The organism is Rhodococcus sp. OK519 (assembly GCF_003051005.1).
In the GTDB taxonomy this organism is placed as follows: Bacteria; Actinomycetota; Actinomycetes; order Mycobacteriales; family Mycobacteriaceae; genus Prescottella.
Window position 1 is genome coordinate 121,746 of record NZ_QAOW01000010.1, and the last position, 20,845, is coordinate 142,590.

General features: G+C 65.0%; 20 protein-coding genes. 12 read left to right on the top strand and 8 right to left on the bottom strand.

Annotated features, from left to right (window positions below; all coding sequences use genetic code 11):
- The first annotated feature begins 831 nt into the window (after positions 1-831).
- Positions 832-2,070 (top strand): hypothetical protein, encoded by a 1,239-nt coding sequence (locus C8K36_RS24610; protein ID WP_146176522.1) that lies wholly within the window; start codon positions 832-834, stop codon positions 2,068-2,070.
- A 319-nt stretch (positions 2,071-2,389) separates the two neighbouring features.
- Here the strand turns inward: C8K36_RS24610 and C8K36_RS24615 are convergent, their stop codons facing one another.
- Positions 2,390-2,794, bottom strand: a complete 405-nt coding sequence (locus C8K36_RS24615) for a hypothetical protein (RefSeq protein ID WP_146176523.1) — start codon at positions 2,792-2,794, stop codon at positions 2,390-2,392.
- A 360-nt stretch (positions 2,795-3,154) separates the two neighbouring features.
- Between C8K36_RS24615 and C8K36_RS21640 the strand changes: the two genes are divergently transcribed.
- The 3 genes from C8K36_RS21640 to C8K36_RS21650 are packed head-to-tail and all read left to right on the top strand — an operon-like array spanning position 3,155 to position 4,610.
- Positions 3,155-3,448 (top strand): type VII secretion target, encoded by a 294-nt coding sequence (locus C8K36_RS21640; RefSeq protein ID WP_181319676.1) that lies wholly within the window; start codon positions 3,155-3,157, stop codon positions 3,446-3,448.
- A 32-nt stretch (positions 3,449-3,480) separates the two neighbouring features.
- The gene (locus C8K36_RS21645) at positions 3,481-4,230 is read left to right on the top strand and encodes a hypothetical protein (RefSeq protein WP_107986837.1); all 750 of its coding nucleotides are present in this window, start codon (positions 3,481-3,483) and stop codon (positions 4,228-4,230) included.
- Positions 4,227-4,610, top strand: coding sequence for a hypothetical protein (locus C8K36_RS21650; RefSeq protein ID WP_146176524.1), 384 nt, complete (start codon positions 4,227-4,229; stop codon positions 4,608-4,610). The genes C8K36_RS21645 and C8K36_RS21650 overlap by 4 nt, the downstream gene beginning before the upstream one ends.
- A 33-nt stretch (positions 4,611-4,643) precedes the next feature.
- Here C8K36_RS21650 and C8K36_RS21655 read toward each other — a convergent pair whose 3' ends face one another.
- A complete protein-coding gene (locus C8K36_RS21655) occupies positions 4,644-5,327 on the bottom strand; it encodes an SIMPL domain-containing protein (RefSeq protein ID WP_107986841.1) in 684 nt (227 codons plus the stop codon).
- Between the two features lie 34 nt (positions 5,328-5,361).
- Positions 5,362-6,126 (bottom strand): hypothetical protein, encoded by a 765-nt coding sequence (locus C8K36_RS21660; RefSeq protein WP_107986843.1) that lies wholly within the window; start codon positions 6,124-6,126, stop codon positions 5,362-5,364.
- Between the two features lie 140 nt (positions 6,127-6,266).
- On the opposite strand from C8K36_RS21660, the gene C8K36_RS21665 reads away from it, so the two are divergent.
- The gene (locus C8K36_RS21665; RefSeq protein ID WP_107987053.1) at positions 6,267-6,734 is read left to right on the top strand and encodes an NfeD family protein; all 468 of its coding nucleotides are present in this window, start codon (positions 6,267-6,269) and stop codon (positions 6,732-6,734) included.
- Positions 6,728-7,591, top strand: coding sequence for a slipin family protein (locus C8K36_RS21670; protein ID WP_420910925.1), 864 nt, complete (start codon positions 6,728-6,730; stop codon positions 7,589-7,591). The genes C8K36_RS21665 and C8K36_RS21670 overlap by 7 nt, the downstream gene beginning before the upstream one ends.
- A gap of 34 nt (positions 7,592-7,625) precedes the next feature.
- On the opposite strand, the gene C8K36_RS21675 is transcribed toward C8K36_RS21670, so the two are convergent.
- On the bottom strand, positions 7,626-8,210 hold the full coding sequence (locus C8K36_RS21675; RefSeq protein ID WP_107986845.1) for a T3SS (YopN, CesT) and YbjN peptide-binding chaperone 1: 585 nt from the start codon (positions 8,208-8,210) through the stop codon (positions 7,626-7,628).
- 732 nt (positions 8,211-8,942) lie between these two features.
- On the opposite strand from C8K36_RS21675, the gene C8K36_RS21680 reads away from it, so the two are divergent.
- Positions 8,943-9,404 carry a very short patch repair endonuclease gene (locus C8K36_RS21680; RefSeq protein ID WP_107986847.1) on the top strand — a complete coding sequence of 154 codons (462 nt, stop codon included), beginning with the start codon at positions 8,943-8,945 and terminating at the stop codon, positions 9,402-9,404.
- A 30-nt stretch (positions 9,405-9,434) separates the two neighbouring features.
- Here the strand turns inward: C8K36_RS21680 and C8K36_RS21685 are convergent, their stop codons facing one another.
- Genes C8K36_RS21685 through C8K36_RS21695 form a run of 3 tightly spaced genes read right to left on the bottom strand, consistent with a single transcriptional unit; the run spans position 9,435 to position 13,484 of the window.
- The gene (locus tag C8K36_RS21685) at positions 9,435-10,265 is read right to left on the bottom strand and encodes a protein NO VEIN domain-containing protein (RefSeq protein ID WP_107986849.1); all 831 of its coding nucleotides are present in this window, start codon (positions 10,263-10,265) and stop codon (positions 9,435-9,437) included.
- Positions 10,249-12,078 carry a DEAD/DEAH box helicase gene (locus tag C8K36_RS21690; protein WP_107987055.1) on the bottom strand — a complete coding sequence of 610 codons (1,830 nt, stop codon included), beginning with the start codon at positions 12,076-12,078 and terminating at the stop codon, positions 10,249-10,251. The genes C8K36_RS21685 and C8K36_RS21690 overlap by 17 nt, the downstream gene beginning before the upstream one ends.
- Positions 12,078-13,484: a ParB/RepB/Spo0J family partition protein gene (locus tag C8K36_RS21695; protein ID WP_107987057.1), complete on the bottom strand. Its 1,407-nt coding sequence runs from the start codon at positions 13,482-13,484 to the stop codon at positions 12,078-12,080. The genes C8K36_RS21690 and C8K36_RS21695 overlap by 1 nt, the downstream gene beginning before the upstream one ends.
- Positions 13,485-13,608: 124 nt before the next feature.
- Here C8K36_RS21695 and C8K36_RS21700 point away from each other — a divergent pair, with 124 nt between their 5' ends.
- The 3 genes from C8K36_RS21700 (at position 13,609) to C8K36_RS21710 (ending at position 17,292) form a co-directional block, all read left to right on the top strand.
- A complete protein-coding gene (locus tag C8K36_RS21700; RefSeq protein ID WP_219910040.1) occupies positions 13,609-14,325 on the top strand; it encodes a hypothetical protein in 717 nt (238 codons plus the stop codon).
- A 456-nt stretch (positions 14,326-14,781) separates the two neighbouring features.
- Positions 14,782-15,609, top strand: a complete 828-nt coding sequence (locus C8K36_RS21705) for a NaeI family type II restriction endonuclease (protein ID WP_258195540.1) — start codon at positions 14,782-14,784, stop codon at positions 15,607-15,609.
- 414 nt (positions 15,610-16,023) lie between these two features.
- The gene (locus C8K36_RS21710; protein WP_219910041.1) at positions 16,024-17,292 is read left to right on the top strand and encodes a DNA cytosine methyltransferase; all 1,269 of its coding nucleotides are present in this window, start codon (positions 16,024-16,026) and stop codon (positions 17,290-17,292) included.
- A 668-nt stretch (positions 17,293-17,960) separates the two neighbouring features.
- On the opposite strand, the gene C8K36_RS21715 is transcribed toward C8K36_RS21710, so the two are convergent.
- A complete protein-coding gene (locus C8K36_RS21715) occupies positions 17,961-19,337 on the bottom strand; it encodes an FAD-linked oxidase C-terminal domain-containing protein (protein WP_107986855.1) in 1,377 nt (458 codons plus the stop codon).
- 93 nt (positions 19,338-19,430) lie between these two features.
- Between C8K36_RS21715 and C8K36_RS21720 the strand changes: the two genes are divergently transcribed.
- Together C8K36_RS21720 and C8K36_RS21725 are read left to right on the top strand one after the other, a co-directional pair.
- Positions 19,431-20,054: a maleylpyruvate isomerase family mycothiol-dependent enzyme gene (locus tag C8K36_RS21720; RefSeq protein ID WP_258195541.1), complete on the top strand. Its 624-nt coding sequence runs from the start codon at positions 19,431-19,433 to the stop codon at positions 20,052-20,054.
- Between the two features lie 19 nt (positions 20,055-20,073).
- Entirely contained in the window at positions 20,074-20,814 is a 741-nt protein-coding gene (locus C8K36_RS21725) for a DUF429 domain-containing protein (RefSeq protein WP_107986859.1), read from the top strand.
- Positions 20,815-20,845: the final 31 nt, after the last annotated feature.

The window sequence follows — 20,845 nt, forward strand, 5'->3', positions numbered from 1 at the left end:
AGAGCACCGTATTGCGGATCTGCCGCGACAACGCCTGGTGGTCGGTGTTCGGCAAGAAACGCGGGAAGAACGGTGAGAAGCCCCGCTGAGCGACATTACGGAGCATCCCACCGCGGAGGGCAAGCTGTACATGTGCGTGATCAAGGACATCTGCTCCAACCGGATAGTTGGCTACTCGATCGACACACGGATGAGGGCCTCGCTCGCGGTGAACGCACTGGCAGTGACGTCGCCAGGTGCGGTGAAGTGGCGGGTTGCATCGTGCACAGCGACGGGGTCGCAATTTCGATCCTGAGAGTCCTTGCGCGAGTTGGACCGTCACGGACTGGTCGGCTCGAGGGGCTAGGTCGGCGCGGCCGGCGACAATACCGCCATGGAATCGTTCTTCGCGCTGCTGCAGAAGAACGTCCTGAACCGGCGGTCATGGGCTCTCGCGAGCTGCGGATCGTAATCGTCACATGGACCGAACGGTCCTATCGCCGCCGACGGTGTCGGCCCCGCCTCGATCGGTTGACCCCAGTCGAGTACGAGGCCATCATGACCACACCAGCCACTCAGTCTGCCGACCCACTCAGGCTGCCGACCCACCCTGTCACCTGATCGCGCAGCAGTCCCGTTCAACGCGGAGAAGGGGTTCGGGTTCACTACTCCCGACGACGGAAGTGGAGGATGTGTTCGTGAGCATGAGTGGGGTAGTGCGGCGGTGACAGTGTGGGGAGCGGAAGAACGGTGATGAACGAACAGAGTCGGGGCGCTGCGCGCAATCGTGGTGGGCGGTCACGGCCTGGTAAGCACTCACACGAGGAGGCGCTGCCGACGCGGCGCCTCGTATTGGCCGACGCGGCAAAGGCAATCACCGGTGATGCGCTCGCGGGGTGCGGTATCGCGCTTGGCTTCATCACGTTCGCGATGCTCGTTGCCTCTGCCGTGGTACCGGAAGCGCTGCATCCGGTGATGGACCGGGCGGGGAGGGGGATCGTCGGCGCAGCAGCAGTCGGAATTCTCGTGGTCGGTCTGCTTTACGGTTGCGTCGCAGCTGTGGCCAGGTTGGCGCTCGGGGCGTTTTACGCCGGTCTTGGTTCGAAGTCCCGCCAGCTGCGTGACACGTTGATTGTGCGGGGACACGCGAGTCCGGCGCCTTATGCTCCGGCATCGGCGAGCGCACTCGTTCTCGGGTCGTTCATGTTGTTCGCTGTCCTGGTGTGCGTGATTCTCGCGGCCGAGCATCGTGGACGGCTCGGGGATGAAATGCACCGCGCCGAGTTCACGGTGTGGGCGGTGTGGGCGGGTGTGTTCGCGGTAGTGACGGCGTGCTGCGCAGCCGCTGGATGGATGTTCTCGGTACTCAACCGCCGCTGGCAGGCCGGAGTGGGTTCGTCGCTCCCCAAGGGAGTCCTAGGGGACCGGGGACCGTCCGTGTGGGTCACGACTCGTGCGCAGCGGCGTGCGCAACGTCGATCGTGGCGGCCACTCGACTGGTCGGCTTGGGTGGGCAGACTCCTCGTCGGTGGTGGCGGCGGCGTCGTTTTCTTAGGCGTGTACTTACGCCAACCTGGTCTGTACGCCGACCGGATCACCTACAGCGACAACACCGAACGCGTCGTCGACGGCGCAACCGTCGTCGGCGGGGCGCTGTTTGTGCTGGGAATGCTGGTAGTCACCGGCGCCGGTGTGCTGGCCTTCAGGCAGACGATTCGCGCTCTTCGCCGTGCGAGCACCGACCCCATGCGGGTCTCTGATGATGATCGGAGGCGCATCCGGGCGGCTACAAGGACTCTGTCGAGCACTGCTTCCGCCGCCCTGGTCTGGTGGACGGTGTGCACCGTCTCCGTGATCGGCTGGTGGTTCGCCAACCACGTTCATATGCCGGCGGATGGTACGGCCGCAGCGATCCCGCTCCCTGTGTCGGCTTCATTCCTGATCGGGTGGGGTGTGATCGGACTTCTGCTCGTTGCTGCCCGTGTAGCGCTTGAAGCGGTGGGGCCGGTCGTGCGCAATCGCTTCGGCTACGACGTCGCTAGCGTCCCGGACGACCGGGAGTATCCGGATCTTGCGCAGTTCGGACAATAAACTTCGGGCGACGACGGAGGTGAACACACCCCGGCGCAGACGCTTGTCGGTCAAACCCTTGAACCAGTGTGTCGACCCGTCAGCCGGCAACTCCTCGCGTGTCAGCCGCAGAACCTTCTCGACCGTGCCCGGCGGCAGGCTCGGCTTACGCCCACGCTCCTTCGCGATCACCCCGACACGGACCAGTCTCTGCTCAGAGCATCGAGAACGCCAGCCCCACCATCCGCTCCAACTCCGCACGTTGCTCGGCATGATCGACAAGGCTGCTGCAACCAAGTAAGCAGTCTGCAGAACGCGTTACCAATTCAACGACGGACCACTAGTGCTCCTCGGTACGTTTGAGAAGCGGAATTCGTTCGGCGCCCATTGCCACCGCGGCGCGCGCGTACTTCGGGTGTGGGCTGTCGATGATCAGCCGGTTGCCGTCCTCACTGGTGGTCGCGCGGGCGAACTCGAGAAGCCATCGCGCGGAGGCTACGGTGACGACCAGCATGCCGAGCCCCGCGAGGAGCGAGAGCGCTACGAGGCCGTCTTGCGAGGATTCGGCCAGCACCCTCGGCACGGCGATGAGCAGGAGCAGCGCGACCACGAGCAGCGCCGCGGACCGGGCGCGCCGTCGGTGGAGCCAGCCGCGGCATGCGGCGCAGCCATATGTCGTGACGGTGGTCGAGTAGGCCGTCGCCAGGCGATCTACCTGTCGGACGACCCGGTCCCAGCTGAACATGAAATCGCGCAGAAACTGCGATCGACGTGACTTGCGATCGAAGTCGCTCGTGGGCCGTGAATAGCACCGGAAACGTTTCGACCACGTACCCGGCTCACCATGTGCCACACAGAGTTCAGGCATCGGTACCGCGACGAAGCGCATCACCGTCCGCGCCTGAGCATGATCCTTCCATCGGCCGAGTTCGTCCTCGGACCCCTCACACAGAGGGAAAGCGACCTGGTCCATCGTTGAGGGAGCCACGATCGGTATGCATAGCCGCCGATCGTGGCCCAGTGCAAGTCTTCCCGGCCCCACTGGTACGTTGCCAATGGTGTCGGCGCCCGGGGAGGGGCTCCGGCCGGAGATTGGGGGGATGCAGTGTTTGTCGATCCGAATGCGCTGGATACGTTCGCTGCCAAGTTGGGGGACCTCGCCGGGCAAGTATCGGAGGCCACGGCCTACCTCGAAGAGCACTTGTCGATCGGAATGGCCGACGGCCGCATCTTCCTGTCGGTTGCCCCCACGGTCTCCGCTGCCCGAACGCTCTTCGTGGACAACGCCGCCGCGATCGGGCGCCTGGTCGCAGCGTCAGGTGAGGAGATCACGCGTACCGCCGATCAATACCGGGCCACCGATTCGACGAACGCCACGGCATTGGACCGCGTGTACTGACCGCCACTGATCGACTTTCGGAAGGGGGCCCGATGACTGATGATCCACGAAGCGCGCTACAGAACCCGGTTGCCGAAGATCCGGTGCCGGATCCGCTCGAGAATGCCCTCAGCGGCTCCTATCTGAGCCCGAGCTATTGGCTGACCGCGCCCGTCATGGGGGCACTCGGAATCATTGGGGTGGAGAAGAACCCGGTCGACACGATCGCGGATTGGGTGGCCGGCGACTGGGCGGCAGTGCAGGAGGCCGGTCGTGCGGTGAACTCCCTCGGTGACTTCAACGCGATGATGTGCGAGGCGCTGTTGTCGGCGACGAGCACCGCTGTGCAGTCATGGGAGGGTGACGCCGCAGATTCTGCGGCCGGCTACTTCGACGAGTTGGTTCGCGCCGTCGAGTCTCAGCAGTACACGATCAATTCGATGGGCGCGGAACTGGAGACTGTGGCACTCGGCATGTACGAGTTCTCGCAGTCCGTCAAGGGGCTGTTGGGGACCGCGACGGATCTGATGATCCAGTTCCTGATCGAGTTGGCCGTGGCCGGTGCGTCGACCTTCGCCGCAGCGACCGGAGTCGGTGCGATCATCACCGCGAGCGCCTGGGCGGTCGCACTCGCCACCGGCTGGAAGGTCTTCCAGACGATCCAGAAGATCGTCGACGTACTCAACAAGGCCTTCATGGGCGCGCAGGCCGCGACGGGCCTGGTCACCGGCTACATGGGCGCAGTCGGAGCAACCAAGCTCCCGGCCCTGCCTGGTGCCGCGTACGGTCAAGGTGGGGTGTGACAGTGGCCGAAGATCGTCCGTTGCTTCCCGCGCACGAGAATGATCCGGCGATGGCGCTGCAACTGAGAAAGTCGCTACAGACACTGGCGGACGCCGCACCCGACCCGTCCTTCAAAAAGATGGTGGCCGATGTCCTCTCCGGACGGACGAGCTTGCGCGACGTCGTCGATTCGGCCACCTTCTCGAGCGTCGTCAATCCTCTCGTCACAGGGGCTGTCACCGAGTTGTCACAGTTGAGTGCCAAGGAGAAGGAAGCGCTCGCGGCGCAGGGACAGCGGCGGATTGAAGACGAGTACGCAGCCTCGATCGCCGAAGCTCCTGCGGACAGTGACGACGAGTACTTCGATGATCCGCCACCGATTTTGGGCACGGACTGGTAGCAGCCTCAGCGACGCTGGGGCGCCGGCGACTGCTCAAGGCGCCTCGAACCGCGCTTCGACGTGGGCGGTGATGCGGACCTTCTCGGGGTTGAGTTCGATCGCTGATCGTTCGGTGTCCTGGATAGGTGCCGACGCCGCCATCGCCCGCATGACCGGCGTACCGAAGTCCGGTCGCTGTCCCGCATTCAGCATGCCCGGGTCGGCCAGCGCCACGGCCTCGATCCGTTTGCAGCCCAGGCTCCGGGTGTAGCCCTTGGCCTTGGCGAGGGCGTCTCGGACGGCGAGATCCCGCACGCGCGACAGCGCTTTCGCGTGGGCCGTCCGGGTGAGCTTCCACTCCAGGTGGGCGACGTTGACTCCCTCGATCGCCGATGCCCGGTCGACGAACGAGGCGACGGCGTCGAGATCGCGGAACGTCACTGCTGCAGTGGCCGTCGAGCGGTAGTTCCACGGCAGCTTCTTGCCCTGCGGGTGGTACGGCCGGTAGCGCGAGTGCTGCACCTGGTCGAGCGACCACCGCCGCAGCGGCCGCGACGGGTCCTTGTCGAGCGAGCGGATCAGGTCGGTGAGTGCCGCGGCCGATGCGGTTGTGGCGTCTGCTGCCTCTGCCCGGGTGGCGGCGTCGAACTCGATGTTCATTTGCACCACACAGCGATTGGGTGCGATGGAGCGTTCGGCGTGGCCGGTGACGGTGATCGTGACGGGATTGGTCGGCATGAGGCCAGTGTCCCCGAGAACGCCGGCGGGTGGTTCAGAACAGTGTCGGCTCGGAGCGGGCCCCGCTGCGGGCCTCTTGCACCCGGGCGTTCCAGCGCTGCACCAGCCACATCTCGATCAGTTCCGGGGTCGTGCCCACCTGCATGGCCCACGCGTTGAGCAACTGCAGGTAGCGGTCGTACCGGCGGAGGGTGAAGCCGCTGACCGACGGCTCCTCGAGCCAGCCCTCGTGGATCAGCGTCGAGACGCCGTGCTGGTCGATCAGCTGCGCCCGCGCACCCTCTCGGTGCACACCCACCGCCCACAGATACAGCGCCATGAGCGACACTCCGATGCCTGGCATGTCGGGCCAGCCGGACCAGTTGTCGCCGCGAGGTTCGGGTAGCCGCTTCTCCTTCGCGCAGCGACCGAGAACGTGCTCGATCTTCGCCAGTGGCGTCTTCGGCGCGTACGGGTTGAATACGTCGGGCAGGCGTCGGGTCGCACGGCGGCTGGGGTGTGCGCTGCGCCAGGCCGCGCAGAGGAACAGCAGTCCGAGTGCGTCGTGCTCCGCTTCGACCAGGTCGCCGCCAAGTTGCAGGTCGTTGCGCTGCACCACGGCGGTGCCGCGCTCCACGACGCGGCCGTCGAGATCCCTTCCCCGAAGTCTGATCTCGTGCTTGCGCTCGCGGAGCTGGTGGTTCCACCAGTCGAGGTTCACGTGGGCGCTGTCGTCCAGCACGTGCAGGGGGTTGGCGCGTGCACGACACCACTGCACGCAGGCCTCCGGCGGCGCGAACCCCTCGTCGAGCAGATGCATGTGGCGATGATTGCACCAGGTACCGACAGCGGCGGGGCGCGACACGGTGGCAACCCGGCCAATGCGGGCATACCTTTGACGGTGAGGGCTCGATCGCGAGTGGCTACGCGAGGCGACCGGGCCCTCGCAGGTGAATGCTGATGGCTGCATTGGGTGTGTTGGCGCTGGTAGTGGGCGTGCTGCTGATCGTGATCGAGGCACACGTCCCGACCTACGGTGCCCTCGGCGTCGCGGGCACCCTGCTCTCCGCGACCGGGGTGTGGTTGCTGTTCACGTCCGGTGGGCTCGGCATGGAGATCGCCGTCCCCGCGGCCGCGGGCGTCGCCGTCGTCGGAATCGGCGCAGCCGCGGTGACCGGTCGGAAAGTGCTCAGCGCCCGCCGCGCACCCGTGCGAGCCGGGGCGGAATCGATGATCGGATCCGAGGGCACCGTCCGGAGCTGGGACGGCGACCACGGCCAGGTCGAGGCCGACGGCGGATTGTGGCGCGCCCGAATGGAGTTCGGCTACACCGAGGCCCCGCGAGCGGGGGAGCCTGTCGTCGTCGAGCACGTGCGTGGGCTCACGCTGAGCGTGCGTCGCCGTGAACCGTGGGAGTTGCCATGTTGATCACCATTGCTCTTGTCGTCATCGTCGTCGCGCTGCTCGCCGTGATTGTGGCGTCGGCCGCGGTTCGGGTGCTGCGCGAGTACGAACGCGGGGTGCTGTTCCGGCTCGGCCGGCTGGTCGACCTGCGCGGGCCGGGCCTGGTGCTGCTGATCCCGGCCGTCGACCGGATGGTGCGGGTGAGCCTGCGGACGGTCACGCTGAACGTGCCGATGCAGGAGGTGATCACCCGGGACAACGTGCCGGTGAAGGTCACCGCTGTCGCGTACTTCCGGGTCGTCGATGCGAATCGCGCGATCGTCGGCGTGGAGGACTACTTCGCCGCGACGTCGCAGATCGCGCAGACGACGCTGCGGTCGATCCTCGGCAAGGCCGAACTGGACTCGCTGCTGGCCGAGCGCGAGCGGCTCAACGAGGACCTGCAGAAGGTGATCGATCAGCAGACCGAGCCGTGGGGTGTGAAGGTCACCACCGTCGAGATCAAGGACGTCGAGATTCCGCGGGACATGCAGCGGGCCATCGCGCGGCAGGCGGAGGCCGAACGCGAGCGCCGCGCCAAGATCATCAATGCGGAGGCCGAGTACCAGGCGTCCACGAAGCTCGCCGCCGCCGCGGACGTCATCAGCCGCAACCCGACCACGCTGCAGCTGCGCTACCTGCAGACGCTGGGGGAGATGGGTGGGGAGAACAATTCGACCGTGGTCTTCCCGCTGCCGCTCGATCTGGTGCGGCCGTTCTTGAGGACGGGACCGGCGCCGGAGCCTGAGCACGCGGCGTTGCCCCCGGCGCGTACGGACATGGATGCGCTCATCTCGGCGTGGATGTCGCTGCAGCCCGACGCACAACGCGCGGGCAAGTAGCCCGGAAGCTACTCGCCCGCGCGTCGGCGGTTGATCAGTTGTTCGGCTGTCCGACCGGGATGGTTTCGCCCAGCTCGCCGGCGTCGTGGCCGTCGCCGCAGGCGCAGTCGTCACCGCAGCCGCCGCATCCGCCGGCGTAGGAGTCGTCGTCGGCGTCGCAGTCGAGGACGCCACCGAACTTGGCGGCAAAGTCGTCGTCGAGGTCGTGGGTGAGCTCGTGGATCTCGTCGACCAGGTTGATCAGGTGCTGCGGCGCGAACGGGTCGGCATCGACGATGGTCGAGACCAGCAGGTGCTCGTCCTCGAGGGTGAAGCGCATACGCGGCCACTCGGCGGACAGCTCGACGAGCTGCTCGACGGCCTTCGTGCGATCAGCGATGTCGGTGACGATCGAGGACCACACGTGCAGCTGCGGGCCGTCCTCCGCGACGGTGACGTAGACGCCGAAGCCGTGGACCGGGATCGCGATGTCGCCGTCCTCGTCGGTCTCCGGCGCGCTGCCGAGCAGCTCGGTGAGCGTCTGCACAGCCAGGGCCTGCAGCTGAGCGTGCTCCTCCGTGGCGATCGCGAGGGCGCCGTCGATCTGGAGCGGCTGTTCGGTGGTGTCGTGCTCGGTCATGATTCCCCTGTCCGGCGCCGGCCGGATCTACGGTTCGGGCGCTGCAAAGTCGGTGTCTCGTGGGTCTCAACGGTAGCGTGGGCGGCGCCGGGGATACGCAGGAGGACCGCCGACCCAAAGATGTATCGACGTCCGCGAGAGAACCCTGACGGGGTGTGCCAGCTTAGCGCCCGTTTGCGCCAAACGATAGTTAGCTCTGGTCTGTGGCCTGCAAATCAACTGAACCATGCGTATTCCCAGGGGATTTGGCATTCAATCCGTAGTGTAAGGGTGCGTACGACAACGCCTTGATGGAGACGGTCATGGCCTGTTCAGGACCATGATGCATCTGCACTCAGGTGTTCCATCGGGCTCGTACAAGACGATCTCCGACGTCGAGTTGGCCACCACGGGATGGGCGGACTGGTCCAATGCCCGCCGGCTCCATCTGAGCCTCGGGATGGCCACACGCAATCGGCCACGAGCACGCCTGCTACGTGGCTCTCACGACCGAGCCGAAGCCCGTATAAGAGGCATGCAGAACCTGGGGCGGTTCAACTTTCGATGAGCGCAAGCGAGCACTTTTGCTGGGCGTCATCACAGCCTTGACCCTGTACTTGATGGTGACCGACCTACGGGTGCTGGACATGATGACACCGCTTCCAGCGGAATCGGTGATCCCGCTCTCTCTGTGTCCACTACCCCTATAGAGCTTCGCTTCAGCGAGGCAAAGCATTGGTTCAAGATGGGGGCATGGCTGACCATCTTAGTAAGGCGGGTCGCTCGCGGAACATGGCCGCGATTAGATCGAAGGATACGAAACCGGAGCTGGAATTACGGTCGGGCCTGCAGCGCGCAGGAGCTACCGGGTATCGCTTGCACCGAAAGGACGTACCTGGCCGACCTGATGTCGCCTTCATCCGGTGGAAGGTCGCAGTCTTCGTCGATGGCGTTTTCTGGCACGGCCACCCTGACCACTGGGATCCGGAGAAGGCAGCGTCGAACTACTGGCGGCTGAAGATCGCCCGCAACATTGAGCGCGACCGAGTCGCGGATGCAATACTCGCTGAACTCGGCTGGCGCACCGTTCGTATCTGGGATCTTGATGTCCGTGATCATTTGGATGAATCCGTCGAAAAGGTACTCAGCGCCCTGCGCGCCGCCGGCAGGCCAGGGCTCTCCCAAATTGACACAGGGCAAGACACTGAGGGCTGAATCGGTGGCTCAAGCAGCCGTCTACCTCCATCAGGAGGGGAGCCGACCCGCGCCGTCCATTCCGAGCTGAGGTATCCCGTTGGCGATGACTTCGGCAGGGACTTCGAGCTTGCATGAGGCCCAGCTCCCATAGGGGCTGGTGTCGCGCGGCACGTTTGCGGCGATCCACGCGTTCGGAACGGAGCCGATACCGGCGATCTCAAAATCAGCCGTCAGGCGCACGGTGACAAGCACCCAATGGTGATCGCGCAGCATCACTTGATACTCGTTCCGCGAGAGGTACGCGGTGAAGCGCCCGAGCCGGGTGGTGCTCTTCACCTCCAGATGTGCGGAGATCTCTCCCAGAGAAACGTCGATGTCGTATCCAAATCCGTCGGACCGTGAGGAGACTTGATCGACACGGCCGTCCAATGTCTGACTAAGCAGAACGAGGAGAGCCGCCTCGCCTGCGGCGCCCACCCGCTCTCGAGCCGCGGTATCAACCTTGCCCCAGCTAGAGACAAGCTGCTCGTACACCGCGCTCGCGTCGAGGCCTAGTGCGGCTCCGGCCGAAATAATGTCCGTGGGCAGCTCGTCGGGCGACTGCACGAGTTCGTCGGCATCCTTTACCCAGGGCGGGGCGGCCTTTTCAAAGATCGCGCTCAGCACCTGGTTAGCCGCAGGGATCGGTGAACCCACGTTCACAAGTAGGTCGAGGTCGCGCACCCATGTGAGCGCGGTCGTGTACTGGGTGGGCGTCAAGTCGCTGTAGTGCGCGTGGGTCGTCAGCAGCGCATGGGCACGCGGAACTCCCCCGCTCGTGGGGAGAATCTCCAGCCAGCGTTTCGCAGCAAGCAGGACCGGATCAGGAGGAAGACGCACGCAGGTGCCCCATCAGCGCCTGAAGGTCGCCGCGGTCCAGACCCCCGCCGATTGTCGGCTCCTCGTCCAAATCGGCTAGCTGCTTCACTGCCGGGTCATCGAGGATCCCGCCCATGAACGTCAGCTTGTCGGCAAGGCGCGCCGCAACTACCTCATCGATGGTTCCCTGCGAGGCCAGAACGGTGATACGGGTTCTGGTGTCTCGACTGAGGCCAAGGCGGTGAATACGGTCGAGACTCTGCAGGAAGCGGCCTGCGGCGAAGTCCCGATCCACGTACACGGCGTCATGGCACTCGTGGTGGAGGCTAATCCCTTCGCCAAGCGTGGCGGGGTTGGAAAGCAGAACCATGCAATTCGGGTCGGTCCTGAACCGCCGGATCTGCTCGTCGCGGTCCGGGGTGCCGCCGTGTACCACCGCGGGACCAAACTGGGAAAGCACCCGCTGCATGGTGCTGAGGCTGCGGATGAAGGTCGACCATACAAGCGTCTTACGCCCCTGAGTAGCGTTCTCGGAGACCATGGCGAGAACCTCCTGGTACTTCGCGGACATCTCGTAGGCGGGAAGGTCCTGCATCAGCTGGTAGAGCGACGAGCGCTCCGGCACAGGAAGCGGCGGGACCTGGTATGCGAGCGGCTCATAGCGGGTGGTCCCGACTGCGAGGAGCGCAGGGCTGGTTGCAGCCATCAGCATATAGATCAGGATGCGGCCCAGCGCCTGGAAGTCCCCCTCGAATCCAGCTGCGCGGGCAGAGAACTGACCGACAAGCGCCTCGTAGATCTCGGCGTGAAGAGGTGGGAGTGGGATAGTTCGAAGTGTCGTCTCCACTGGCGGCAGGTCGAGCTCCCCCTTGGTTGTCCGGGTGAAGAGCGGCCGAAGCGCGCGGCTGGCATCAGCGAGGTCACCGCCGTCAACCGCCCGGAGAACGCTTTGGCGACCAGTCCCCGGCCACACGAATCCGAAGAGGTTCTCCAGATCCCGGACGCCATTCGGGGCAGGCGTGCCTGTCAGGATGAGGCGCCGCCTACTGCGGGGCCCGAGAGCGAGACACGCAGCACCGTACGCCCCGTCTGCCCCGAGCTTCATCCGATGAGCCTCGTCGAGAATGATCATCGACGGCCGCTCCGCGAGCCAGCGCCCAAAGTAACTCACCATATTGGGCAGGCGTTCGTAGTTGACGATGATGGCATGTGTAGTACTCGCCGGGATTCCGTCAGCGATCTCCATTGACATCGGCGGGTTCAGGCATTGGACGTTCTCGTGTTGCCACGCATCGTAGCTCGACTTTGGCCCGACGATGAGCAGCCGCTCAATCCCTTCCTGGCGGCGCAGCGCCTGAAACACGGCCAGACCGACTCTCGTCTTGCCGGCGCCAGGTACGGAGAAATTCGCTCCGTGGCGCAGCGACAGTAGCTTGGCAACGTCCCTCCGCTGGAACCAGGTAAGGTCTCCTACCCATTCCGGGCCTAGAAGGGCGGGCACTGACTCGGGACTGACCGCAGTCGGCACATCTGGGGTTCGCAGCTGGTCGGAAACTGTCTGGGCATCCTGGAGCGAGTCGACTACGAGCGCCTGTAGCTGCGCGTCCCAGGTAACCTCGCCATCCGCCTTGTGCGGCCAGCCATTGAGTATCTCGAGGTTGGTCAGGAGGTCGTCGAGCTCGACCTCGACACTGCCTGGCGACCGCTGGGTGCTCGTCTGGAAACTGACCGCGAGTCGGCGAAGATCGTCCTCCAGGCCCGGTCGCGCGATGAGACGCGCGCGCGTCACCTCGGCTGCGAGACCGATGGTGAGGCTGGGGCTGTCGGCTGCCATCACCTGGACCGGACGGCGTCGAGGAGCCAGGCGACACCTTCCCCCGGCGTCGGGTAGGTGCGTCCTGCCTGCCGTCCGAGTCTTTCGAGGCTTTCGCGGAGCACGATGAGAGCATCATCGAACGCCTCATCGTCGAGGGCACGTTTGGCCTTCGCCTCGGCGAACTCATTCGCACACTGTGTGACGTAGTCCGCCGCGTCGGTCAGGCGCTCGGGTACGGCCGTCTGGCGCTTCACCAGCTCCGCGTTCTGTCCGGCAAGCTTGACCGCGATATCGAACGTCTCGCGCGCCTGCTTCATCACCGACGACGCCTCTGCGACCTCTGCGGGGGACGCAATGCTGCCGTCGCGACACACGGCCTTTGCCCGCAACAGCTGGTTCGTCAAAGCCTCGGTGGCCGCGGAGTCGCTACTCGGACTCGGCAAGGTGGCCCCTGGAATGCCTGGCACCGAAATTGGCGCCAAAGCGGCCACCTTGGGCTTGAGGTCTTCAGGGAGGCGGCTCTCGATATACCGCGTGTGGAAGTCCGCCTCGGCGAGACGCAACGAGGTCTTCGGGTAGTCGAGAAGTACCATTGCCAGCCGCGACTGCATCAGGCGCTTCGCGGCGTCAGGGTCCGTTGTGGACAGCTTGGTGTAGTCGCGGTGGAGCTCACGCAACTTCTCCTGGTGCTGCTCGAAGTCGATCAGACGCAGGGACGCACCGTCGTCAGTTTTGCTGCGGTCGATGGAATCGAGGATCGCGTTGTAGACCCAACGGTCACGCTGCAGGGTCGCGGGCTTGATGTTGAAATCCTTGGCAACGTCGGCCTCGGAGCGTCCGCGGCCGAGTTCTTCGTCAATCGCAATCAGGCGGTTGATATACGAGTAGTCGCGCCGCCGGTCCTTGCGCAGCTGCAGCGAGAGCTCGACATTGTTAATGTCCTGACGCGACGTGTCGTCGGGGAGGACGCCGACCCGGATGTTTGGCTCGCCCAGATCGATCAGCGCTGCCGCCCGGGTGTTGCCATCGACGAGGATCCCGTGCGGGCTCACGATCCCGGGCTCGCGCTGGCCGACGTCATCGAGCTCGTCCATCAGAGCGGTGTAATCGGGGTCGGTCTGGTCTGGGTTGGCAGGCCGCTGCCTGAGTAGGTCGTGGAGGTAGCTTTGGGCTGCCTGCCCCCAGGGTTCTTCATCGATTGCCCTGTTTCGTACCGGGTCGAGAGCTCGTTGGGCGCGGATCCGGTGGGTGTCCGGATTGAAGTAGAGCATGTCGACCGGCATCGAGATCACATAGAGGTGGCGCGTCTCGCCCCGCCAGTCGATCGTGACCTTCGCGCCATCCTCGGTCATCGCCTGCTTAAGTCGCTGACTTATGACGGCCTTGATCTCCTCCCCCTTGGGAGGAATGCCGAAACCGGACATAGACGTACTCCTTGGGCTGAATACATGACGCTGAAACCAGTACGGCAGCATCATTGCAAACGAGTCCGACATTTCGTCGATATCGGTACGGTGAGCCTAGCGAAGAGAATTGGAGGATCCATCCGTGGAACAGCCAGTGTGGGATGACCCAGCGTGCTCGGTGGGAACCATGGTCCGCGGGGCACTGTGGCTCCTTCAGGTGGTCGGCGAAGGAAACACCTTCACCAAAAACCAGCTCCGAGACGCCTTCCCCGGCGTCTCCCAGATCGACCGCCGCGTCCGCGACCTACGGGACTACGGATGGGTCGTCTACTCAAGTACCGAGGACGCGTCGCTGCTGACCGAGGACCAGCGGTTCGTCAAGGCGGGTGTCGCCGTCTGGGACCCGAAAGCGCGGCGAGCCGCCGCGCCGCAGAAGGCGATGTCAAGCAAAGATCGCCAGGTCGTTCTGGCGCGGGACGGCTACATGTGCACACTGTGTGGCATCGCCGGGGGCGAGCTGTATCCCGACGACGCAATCATGACAGCCGTACTCTCTGTCTCCCGGCGCACAGTGACCGGCACCGATGGGCACAAGACGGAAGCTCTCGTCACTGAGTGCAAGCGATGCCGGTCCGGTCGCGGCGGCGCAGCTATCGACGTGAACGCGGCGGTTGCCGCTGCCAGTGGGCTCGGGCCAGGCGAATTCCGTCGCCTACTTCGGTGGCTGGAACGGGGCCGCCGCGGTGCTACCGAGCTCGACCGCGCCTGGATTGCCTGCCTCAGTGTGCCGCCCGAACAACGAGAGGGAGTCGCTGACCGGCTTCGCGCGCTGCAGATTTCACGCGCGTCGGATCTGTAGCAACCGTCATCAGGCGGCGTCTTCCTTCCCGTCGCGGCTGTGCTCACCCACAACAGCCAGGCACAGCCGCGGCGCGGATGGCTACACCGATCGCGCACGCGTCGGTAATGGGAATGCGTTACCCGTCGTCTTGTGGGCGATGACCCTGCGTAGTAACTCGTCGATCATCCACGTTGGAGAGGCCGGAGATGGCCGTGCCATGTCCGGCGTTTCTCGTAGATAGACATACCGCCCACCATACGTCCCATGTCGGTCGCGAACGTTACTGTCTGCCTTCCCGCGGACGTCACCTAGGCGCGTACCAGTTCCTCGGGTTATGTGCGCTAGCTTCGGAGCGTGCCGCCAAGAACACCTGTAGTGCCCCCCGGGTCTTCGTGCCAGCCGGACGAGCGGAATGGATTCAAGTCGTCATCACACTCAGTTCTTCATCCCGATCACGATCCTGAGCTGCAAGCGGTGTTTGAGTGGCTGACGGCGTTGCCGTTAGCGGATCGGCTCCGGGCGGCAGCGGATGACGCTGTGAGGTACGTCCTCGATGGGGCGCGCACATGGCGGTTCGATCTGCTCGACCCAAAGGTGGACTCCGATGAACGCTCGTCTGTCGGCACCAAGCTCCAGTATCACCTCATTGAGCGTCTCGGCTTGAAAAAGGTGCCCCCACTCGACACCGAGATCGTCGGCGTAGCCGTCGAGATCAAGGGATCAGTCCGGAATTCGACGGCGCCATGGATGATTCCGCGCGAAGGACAGTGTCAAGTCACGCTACTGATCCGCATCGACCCGAAGGCTAATCGGTTTGCAGCCTGGCTGATGCGGACTCATCGCGTGTGGTTGAGTGGCGGGAAAGGTAACCAGGACCTCAAACGGTCGCCTTTGGTCGACGCGTTTCGCGCATATGCGCTGCCACTTGTGGTGTGGAGCGACCTACCACCCCAGCCGCTCAGGCTTCTTAGCTTTGAACAGATCGAGACCGTGTTCGGCAGCGACGGTCTCCGCAAGCGGGCGACGGCGCTCTTCATCTACCTGCCCGAGGTCGTCATCCCAAGGTCGTCTCTGGTGACTGTTGGCGCAGGGCTCCATGATCCGATGAAGCGTGTGCGAGAGGCTAAGGCAACCCTGCGACGTGACCACGGCCTCATAGTGCTCGTCGGCAAGTGGGTTGATGAGCGCGAGGCCGCGCTCGCTTTCGGCCATGAGATTGGTCCAGAGGACTGGGTCGCCGTTCCGCGGGCGCGCTTTGCTGATTTGGGAGTCGAGATTCCGCCACTGCGGACATCGGGGTGACCAGGGCCAAGGGCGGCATCCTCGTGACCTGTGTTGCCTAGCCCGCAATGTGAGCGCGACCCTCGCCGCCAACTTGACGATCTGCGTACCCCCACGTCGGACTTGCTTGCGGGCACGCACTCCGCATACAGGTAGGATAGCGCGCCAGGCGCCGAGTAGTTGCCGTCGGGCGGCGATGCCTGGATCGTGCTCGTACCTGGCGTTTGATCTCAGAGGCAGGGCTTTGTCGGGGGCCGGCGGTACCGTGCACGCATGTTCGATACCCCTGAGTAGTTCGCCAACCACTTCGCTGCGCTACCCGGCGGTTGGTCTGGGGCGGGTGGGTCTACGGGAAGATGCTGATGCTGCTCGTCCGCATCGACAGGTTGCCAGACCTTCGAGGACTGTCTGCGTGATATTGGAAAGGAAGTAGCGGTGACTCTCGACCTCCGCGTCATCGAAATCTGTGCTGGTGCCGGTGGTCAGGCGCTCGGCCTTGAGCGTGCCGGATTCGAGCACGAACTCGCAGTCGAGCTAGACCACAACGCTGCTGCGACGCTCAGTCACAACCGCCCCGAGTGGAAGGTGGCCATCGGCGACGTCGCGAACCCGGAAGTCTGGAATCCCGCAGATTACGCTCCAAGCCATGGGCGCCAATCGATCGATCTTCTTGCCGGCGGAGTCCCTTGTCCACCATTCAGCATCGCAGGCAAACAGCTGGGCGCAAATGACGAACGTGACCTATTCGCGTGGGCGGTCGAGCAGGTCAGTGTTCTCCAGCCACGTGCGCTACTGCTTGAGAATGTCCGCGGCCTCAGCATGCCCCGCTTTGCCGGATACCGGCAACATGTCCTCGACCGCCTCCGTGAGTTTGGGTACTCGGCAGAATGGCGACTCCTCCATGCCTCCGATTTTGGTGTCCCTCAACTTCGCCCACGATTCGTCCTTGTTGCACTGAAATCCGAGGACTTTGCGTACTTCCACTGGCCTACTCCCCTCGGCAACGTCCCCACTGTCGGCGAAACACTGCTGCCGCTTATGTCTAGGAACAAGTGGCGGGGGGCAAAAGCCTGGGCGCGGCAGGCGAACTCCATCGCACCGACAATCGTCGGCGGATCAAAGAAGCATGGGGGCGCCGATCTAGGGCCAACCCGCGCCAAGCGTGCGTGGGCGGCACTGGGGGTGAATGGGCTCGGAATCGCAGACGCGCCTCCGGCTCGGGAGGATACGTTCGACGTTGGGCCAAAGCTGACGTGCGAAATGGTCGCGCGACTCCAGGGATGGGACGACGATGAATTTTGGTGGGAGTTCACGGGACGAAAGACGTCGGTTTATCGGCAGATCGGAAATGCGTTCCCGCCACCAGTTGCGCACGCAATCGGCAAGCAGATTGTCGATGCGCTCGCCCACCGCGGACATGTGCGTGCAGTAGACCCCGAACGCGATTCCGATCCGATTTACCGCGTACTGCGCGATGCCACTGATTTTCTGACTGCTCGACAGATAGTGAACAGGTCGGCAGTCAAGTTGGACGACCCAGAAATCGATCGCCGAATCAGCATCCTTGGCAGTGACTTCGAGATCGTGAAGGAGCAACGCTCGACCGGACTCGCATACAGGCTCCTCGGATTTCGCGGATTCGTGGGGCAGGATGATCACATCCGTCATGACTACCTTCGGACGAAGACATCGAAGGTTAGCTGACTACTCCACCGTGAGGTCGGGGGAGCAGCACGCGTGCCGACGAAGAGCGCATAGCTCGGGCGACGACCAAGGTTTGGGTCCGGCGGTGCGGTGCGCCGTATGCATGTCGAATCGGGCAGGGGGTAGGCTCAGAGACCCGGCAGTCCAGACGCCGTGGGCTGTGCTGGTGGCGATGGCGGTCTGCCGCACGGTTCTCACCGAAGGTCCGGCGCTCGAGATCTCTCTCAACTTCCCGGGCCACCGGGATCTTCGGTGGGCTGGGAGCCCTTTTCGCATCCTTCGGCGCCCTGGTGGTGTCGCGATTGATTCGACCGGGCGCCGTGCTGCCCGCGTCCGAGGGAATTCGGCACCCGGGCTGAAGCTTCGAGTCCTACCTGCCGTGGGAATCGGTGGCCAGGGTCAAGCGCTCGCCCATAATGGGCACCGGATGATCCTAGTGGTCGGATTCGCGAATGCACACTGGACCAGCCGCTGCAATACGCCGAACTGGCGAATCGACAAACTGCCCCGTTCCGATGATCGAGTTCGACTGCCGCAGCTTCTCGATGGACGATGTGGTGTTGCTTCACTTCGTGAGTGTCTACGCGATCAATCCTGCGATGCGCGTTGAGCTCGGGATTGATACTGCGCGAGGCGTTTCGATGCTCGCGACTTTGCGTGACGTCCGATCACGACAACACAGCACCCGGATTCAGGATCCCCAACGGATCGAGCGCGTTCTTGACCCGCCGATTCAACTCCATGACGTCCTCGCCCAGTTGATTCGGCAGCCAATCCCGCTTGAGCCGCCCGACACCGTGTTCACCGGAGATCGTGCCGCCCAAAGCGATTGCGAGATCCATGACGCGGGCGAAGGCGGTGCGGGCGCGATCGGTCATGTCGGGATCGGTGGGGTCGAAGACGATCAGCGGGTGAGTGTTGCCGTCGCCGGCGTGGGCGACGGTGCAGATGAGGACGTCGCAGTCCTCGGCGATCGCCTCGACGCCGGTGATGAGTGCGGGCAGCTGCTGCATCGGCACGCCGACGTCCTCGAGGAGGAGGCTGCCCATTGCCTGCACGGCGGGGAAGACGGATCGCCTTGCGGCGGTGAAGGCGTCGCCTTCGGCGGGGTCGTCGGTCGCGAACACTTCGGTGGCGCCGTTCTTTTCGCACGCCGCGACGATGGTCGCTACTTCCTGGGCGCCGGCGGCGCCGGGGGCGTCGGATTGGGCGAGTAGCAGCGCGCGGGCGTTGCGGTCCAGGCCCATGCGGACGGCGTCCTCGACCGCGTTGATGGAGGCGTGGTCCATGAATTCGAGCATCGCCGGGCGCATGTCCCGGGTGATCGCAAGGACGGCGTCGGCGGCCGACTCGACGGACTCGAACGACGCGACCACTGTCGACGCCGGCGGCTGCGCCGGGATCAGCCGCAGCGTCAGCTCGGTGATGATGCCGAGCGTGCCCTCGCTGCCGACGAACAGCTTGGTCAGCGACAGCCCGGCGACGTCCTTGAGTAGCGGGCCGCCGAGTCGGACGGCGGTGCCGTCGGCGAGGACCACCTGCATGCCGAGCACGTAGTCGGTGGTCACCCCGTACTTGACGCAGCACAACCCGCCGGCGTTGGTGGCGGCGTTGCCGCCGATCGAGCAGATCTCGTACGACGACGGGTCCGGCGGATACCAGAGCCCGTGCTCGGCGGCGGCGGTCTTCACCTCGGCGTTGAGCAGCCCGGGCTGGGTGACGGCGACCCTGGTGACGGGGTCGACGGTGATCTCCCGCATCCGCTCGGTGCTCAGCACGATCCCGCCGTCGACGGCGCTTGACCCGCCCGACAGTCCGGAGCCCGCGCCACGCGGCACCACCGCGATGCGTTGCTCCGACGCCCACCGCATCACCGCCTGCACGTCCTCGGTGCAGGTCGCGCGGACCACCGCGACCGGCGTGCCGGCGTTGGGGTCGGCGGCCCAGTCCTGGCGGTAGCCGGCGGTCATGTCCGGGTCGGTCAGCACGGCGCCGTCGGGCAGCGCGCCGATGAGTTGGGCGAGAACAGTCGGGTCCACCGTCATGTCTCCATCATGCCCGCGGGCGCCCGAAATGCGGCGGAAAGGAGCGACCGGGCGATAGCGTCGGAGGGACCGTACGTCGACGAGGGGGTTGTGGTGGCGGAGTTCGAGCAGGACCGGGATCTGTTGATCCGACTGTGGCGGATGTGGGCGAAGCGGGCCGCGGAGTTGTCCGACGAGCAGTGGACGACCGAGACGCGGCTGCCGGGTTGGGCCGTCCGCGACGTCTACGTGCACGTGACCCCGGACGTCCTGATCGCGATGCTGGCCGCGCCCGCCGCAGACGGCGATGCGAAGGTCACCAGCGCTGCGGAGATGCTTCGCGTCTTCAACGCCGACCCCGCCGCGACCGCCCCGATGCACGCACAGCTCGCCGAGATGGTCCGGCAGATGGCCGCCGATGTCGAGCGCGAATCCATCGTCGCGCGCTTCGAGTCGGAGCTGCCCGACGCGTTCGAGCGCCTTGCCGGTCTGAGCCGCGACACCGTCATCGCGCACCCCATTCTGGAGTCGGTGTCGCTCGGCGCCTTCCTGGACATGGCGATCATGGAAGCGACGGTCCACTGGCTCGACGTGATCGACGCCGTCGGCGGTGACGAGCCGGAGTCGATGGCTCTCGAGCGTTCGCGGGACGTACTCGCTGCGGTGCCCGATCCGCTGGCGTTCGTCGAGGCGGCGTCGGGACGGTCGGGCGGCCCGGTGTTGCCGGTGATGCGCTGAGGGTCGATAGCCTCGCGGCATGAGGACTGTCGGCATCGACCTTGCGGCCGAACCTGCGAAAACCGCTGTTGCGATGATCGATTGGGGTGAGGGATCGGCTCGGGTCGTCGGATTGCGGCTCGGGGCGGCGGACGACGACGTGGTGGAAGCGGTCCTGGGTGCCGACCGATCCGGGATCGACGCACCCTTCGGGTGGCCGGATGCGTTCGTCGACTTCGTAGTCGCGCATCACAATCGGGAACCACGCCGCGAGCTCGAGCTGAGTAGTCGTGCCGGGCGGCTGCCGCTGGTCCGACGGCGGACCGACCGGGTGGTGCACGAGGTGACGGGCATCGTCCCGCTCAGCGTGTCGGCTGATCTGATCGCGCACGTGGCGTTGCGGTGTGCCGGTCTGCTGGCGCGGCTCGCGGTCGAGGGCGTCGACACGGATCGCGTCGCGGGCACCGTTGCCGAGGTCTATCCGGCGGCCGCGCTGCAGCAATGGGGTCTGCCCTTCCGCGGATACAAGGGAGCAACCAATCGCGAGAAGCTGATGCAGTTGGTGGCGAGTTTCGATGATGCGACGCCGTACCTGGATCTCGCCGACTTCCGTGGACAGTGTGAAGCGTCGGATGACGCCTTCGACGCGGTGGTGGCTGCGGTGATCGCGCGCGCAGTCGCGGAAGGACAGACGGGGTTGCCACACGGAGTCGACGCCGAAGTTGCTGGTCGCGAGGGGTGGATCCACCTGCCGGAGGGTCCGCTGTCGGCGCTCGTGTGATCGAGAGCGTCGAGCCGGTGACGATTCTCGA

Coding starts and splice junctions, on each gene's coding strand:
- C8K36_RS21660 (WP_107986843.1), bottom strand. CDS start 6,126: ATGCATCTGCTCGACGAGGGGTTCGCGCCGCCGGAGGCCTGCGTGCAG.
- C8K36_RS21655 (WP_107986841.1), bottom strand. CDS start 5,327: ATGCCGACCAATCCCGTCACGATCACCGTCACCGGCCACGCCGAACGC.
- C8K36_RS21670 (WP_420910925.1), top strand. CDS start 6,728: ATGTTGATCACCATTGCTCTTGTCGTCATCGTCGTCGCGCTGCTCGCC.
- C8K36_RS21690 (WP_107987055.1), bottom strand. CDS start 12,078: ATGGCAGCCGACAGCCCCAGCCTCACCATCGGTCTCGCAGCCGAGGTG.
- C8K36_RS21715 (WP_107986855.1), bottom strand. CDS start 19,337: ATGACGGTGGACCCGACTGTTCTCGCCCAACTCATCGGCGCGCTGCCC.
- C8K36_RS21665 (WP_107987053.1), top strand. CDS start 6,267: ATGGCTGCATTGGGTGTGTTGGCGCTGGTAGTGGGCGTGCTGCTGATC.
- C8K36_RS21695 (WP_107987057.1), bottom strand. CDS start 13,484: ATGTCCGGTTTCGGCATTCCTCCCAAGGGGGAGGAGATCAAGGCCGTC.
- C8K36_RS21675 (WP_107986845.1), bottom strand. CDS start 8,210: ATGACCGAGCACGACACCACCGAACAGCCGCTCCAGATCGACGGCGCC.
- C8K36_RS21645 (WP_107986837.1), top strand. CDS start 3,481: ATGACTGATGATCCACGAAGCGCGCTACAGAACCCGGTTGCCGAAGAT.
- C8K36_RS21725 (WP_107986859.1), top strand. CDS start 20,074: ATGAGGACTGTCGGCATCGACCTTGCGGCCGAACCTGCGAAAACCGCT.
- C8K36_RS21680 (WP_107986847.1), top strand. CDS start 8,943: ATGGCTGACCATCTTAGTAAGGCGGGTCGCTCGCGGAACATGGCCGCG.
- C8K36_RS24615 (WP_146176523.1), bottom strand. CDS start 2,794: ATGTTCAGCTGGGACCGGGTCGTCCGACAGGTAGATCGCCTGGCGACG.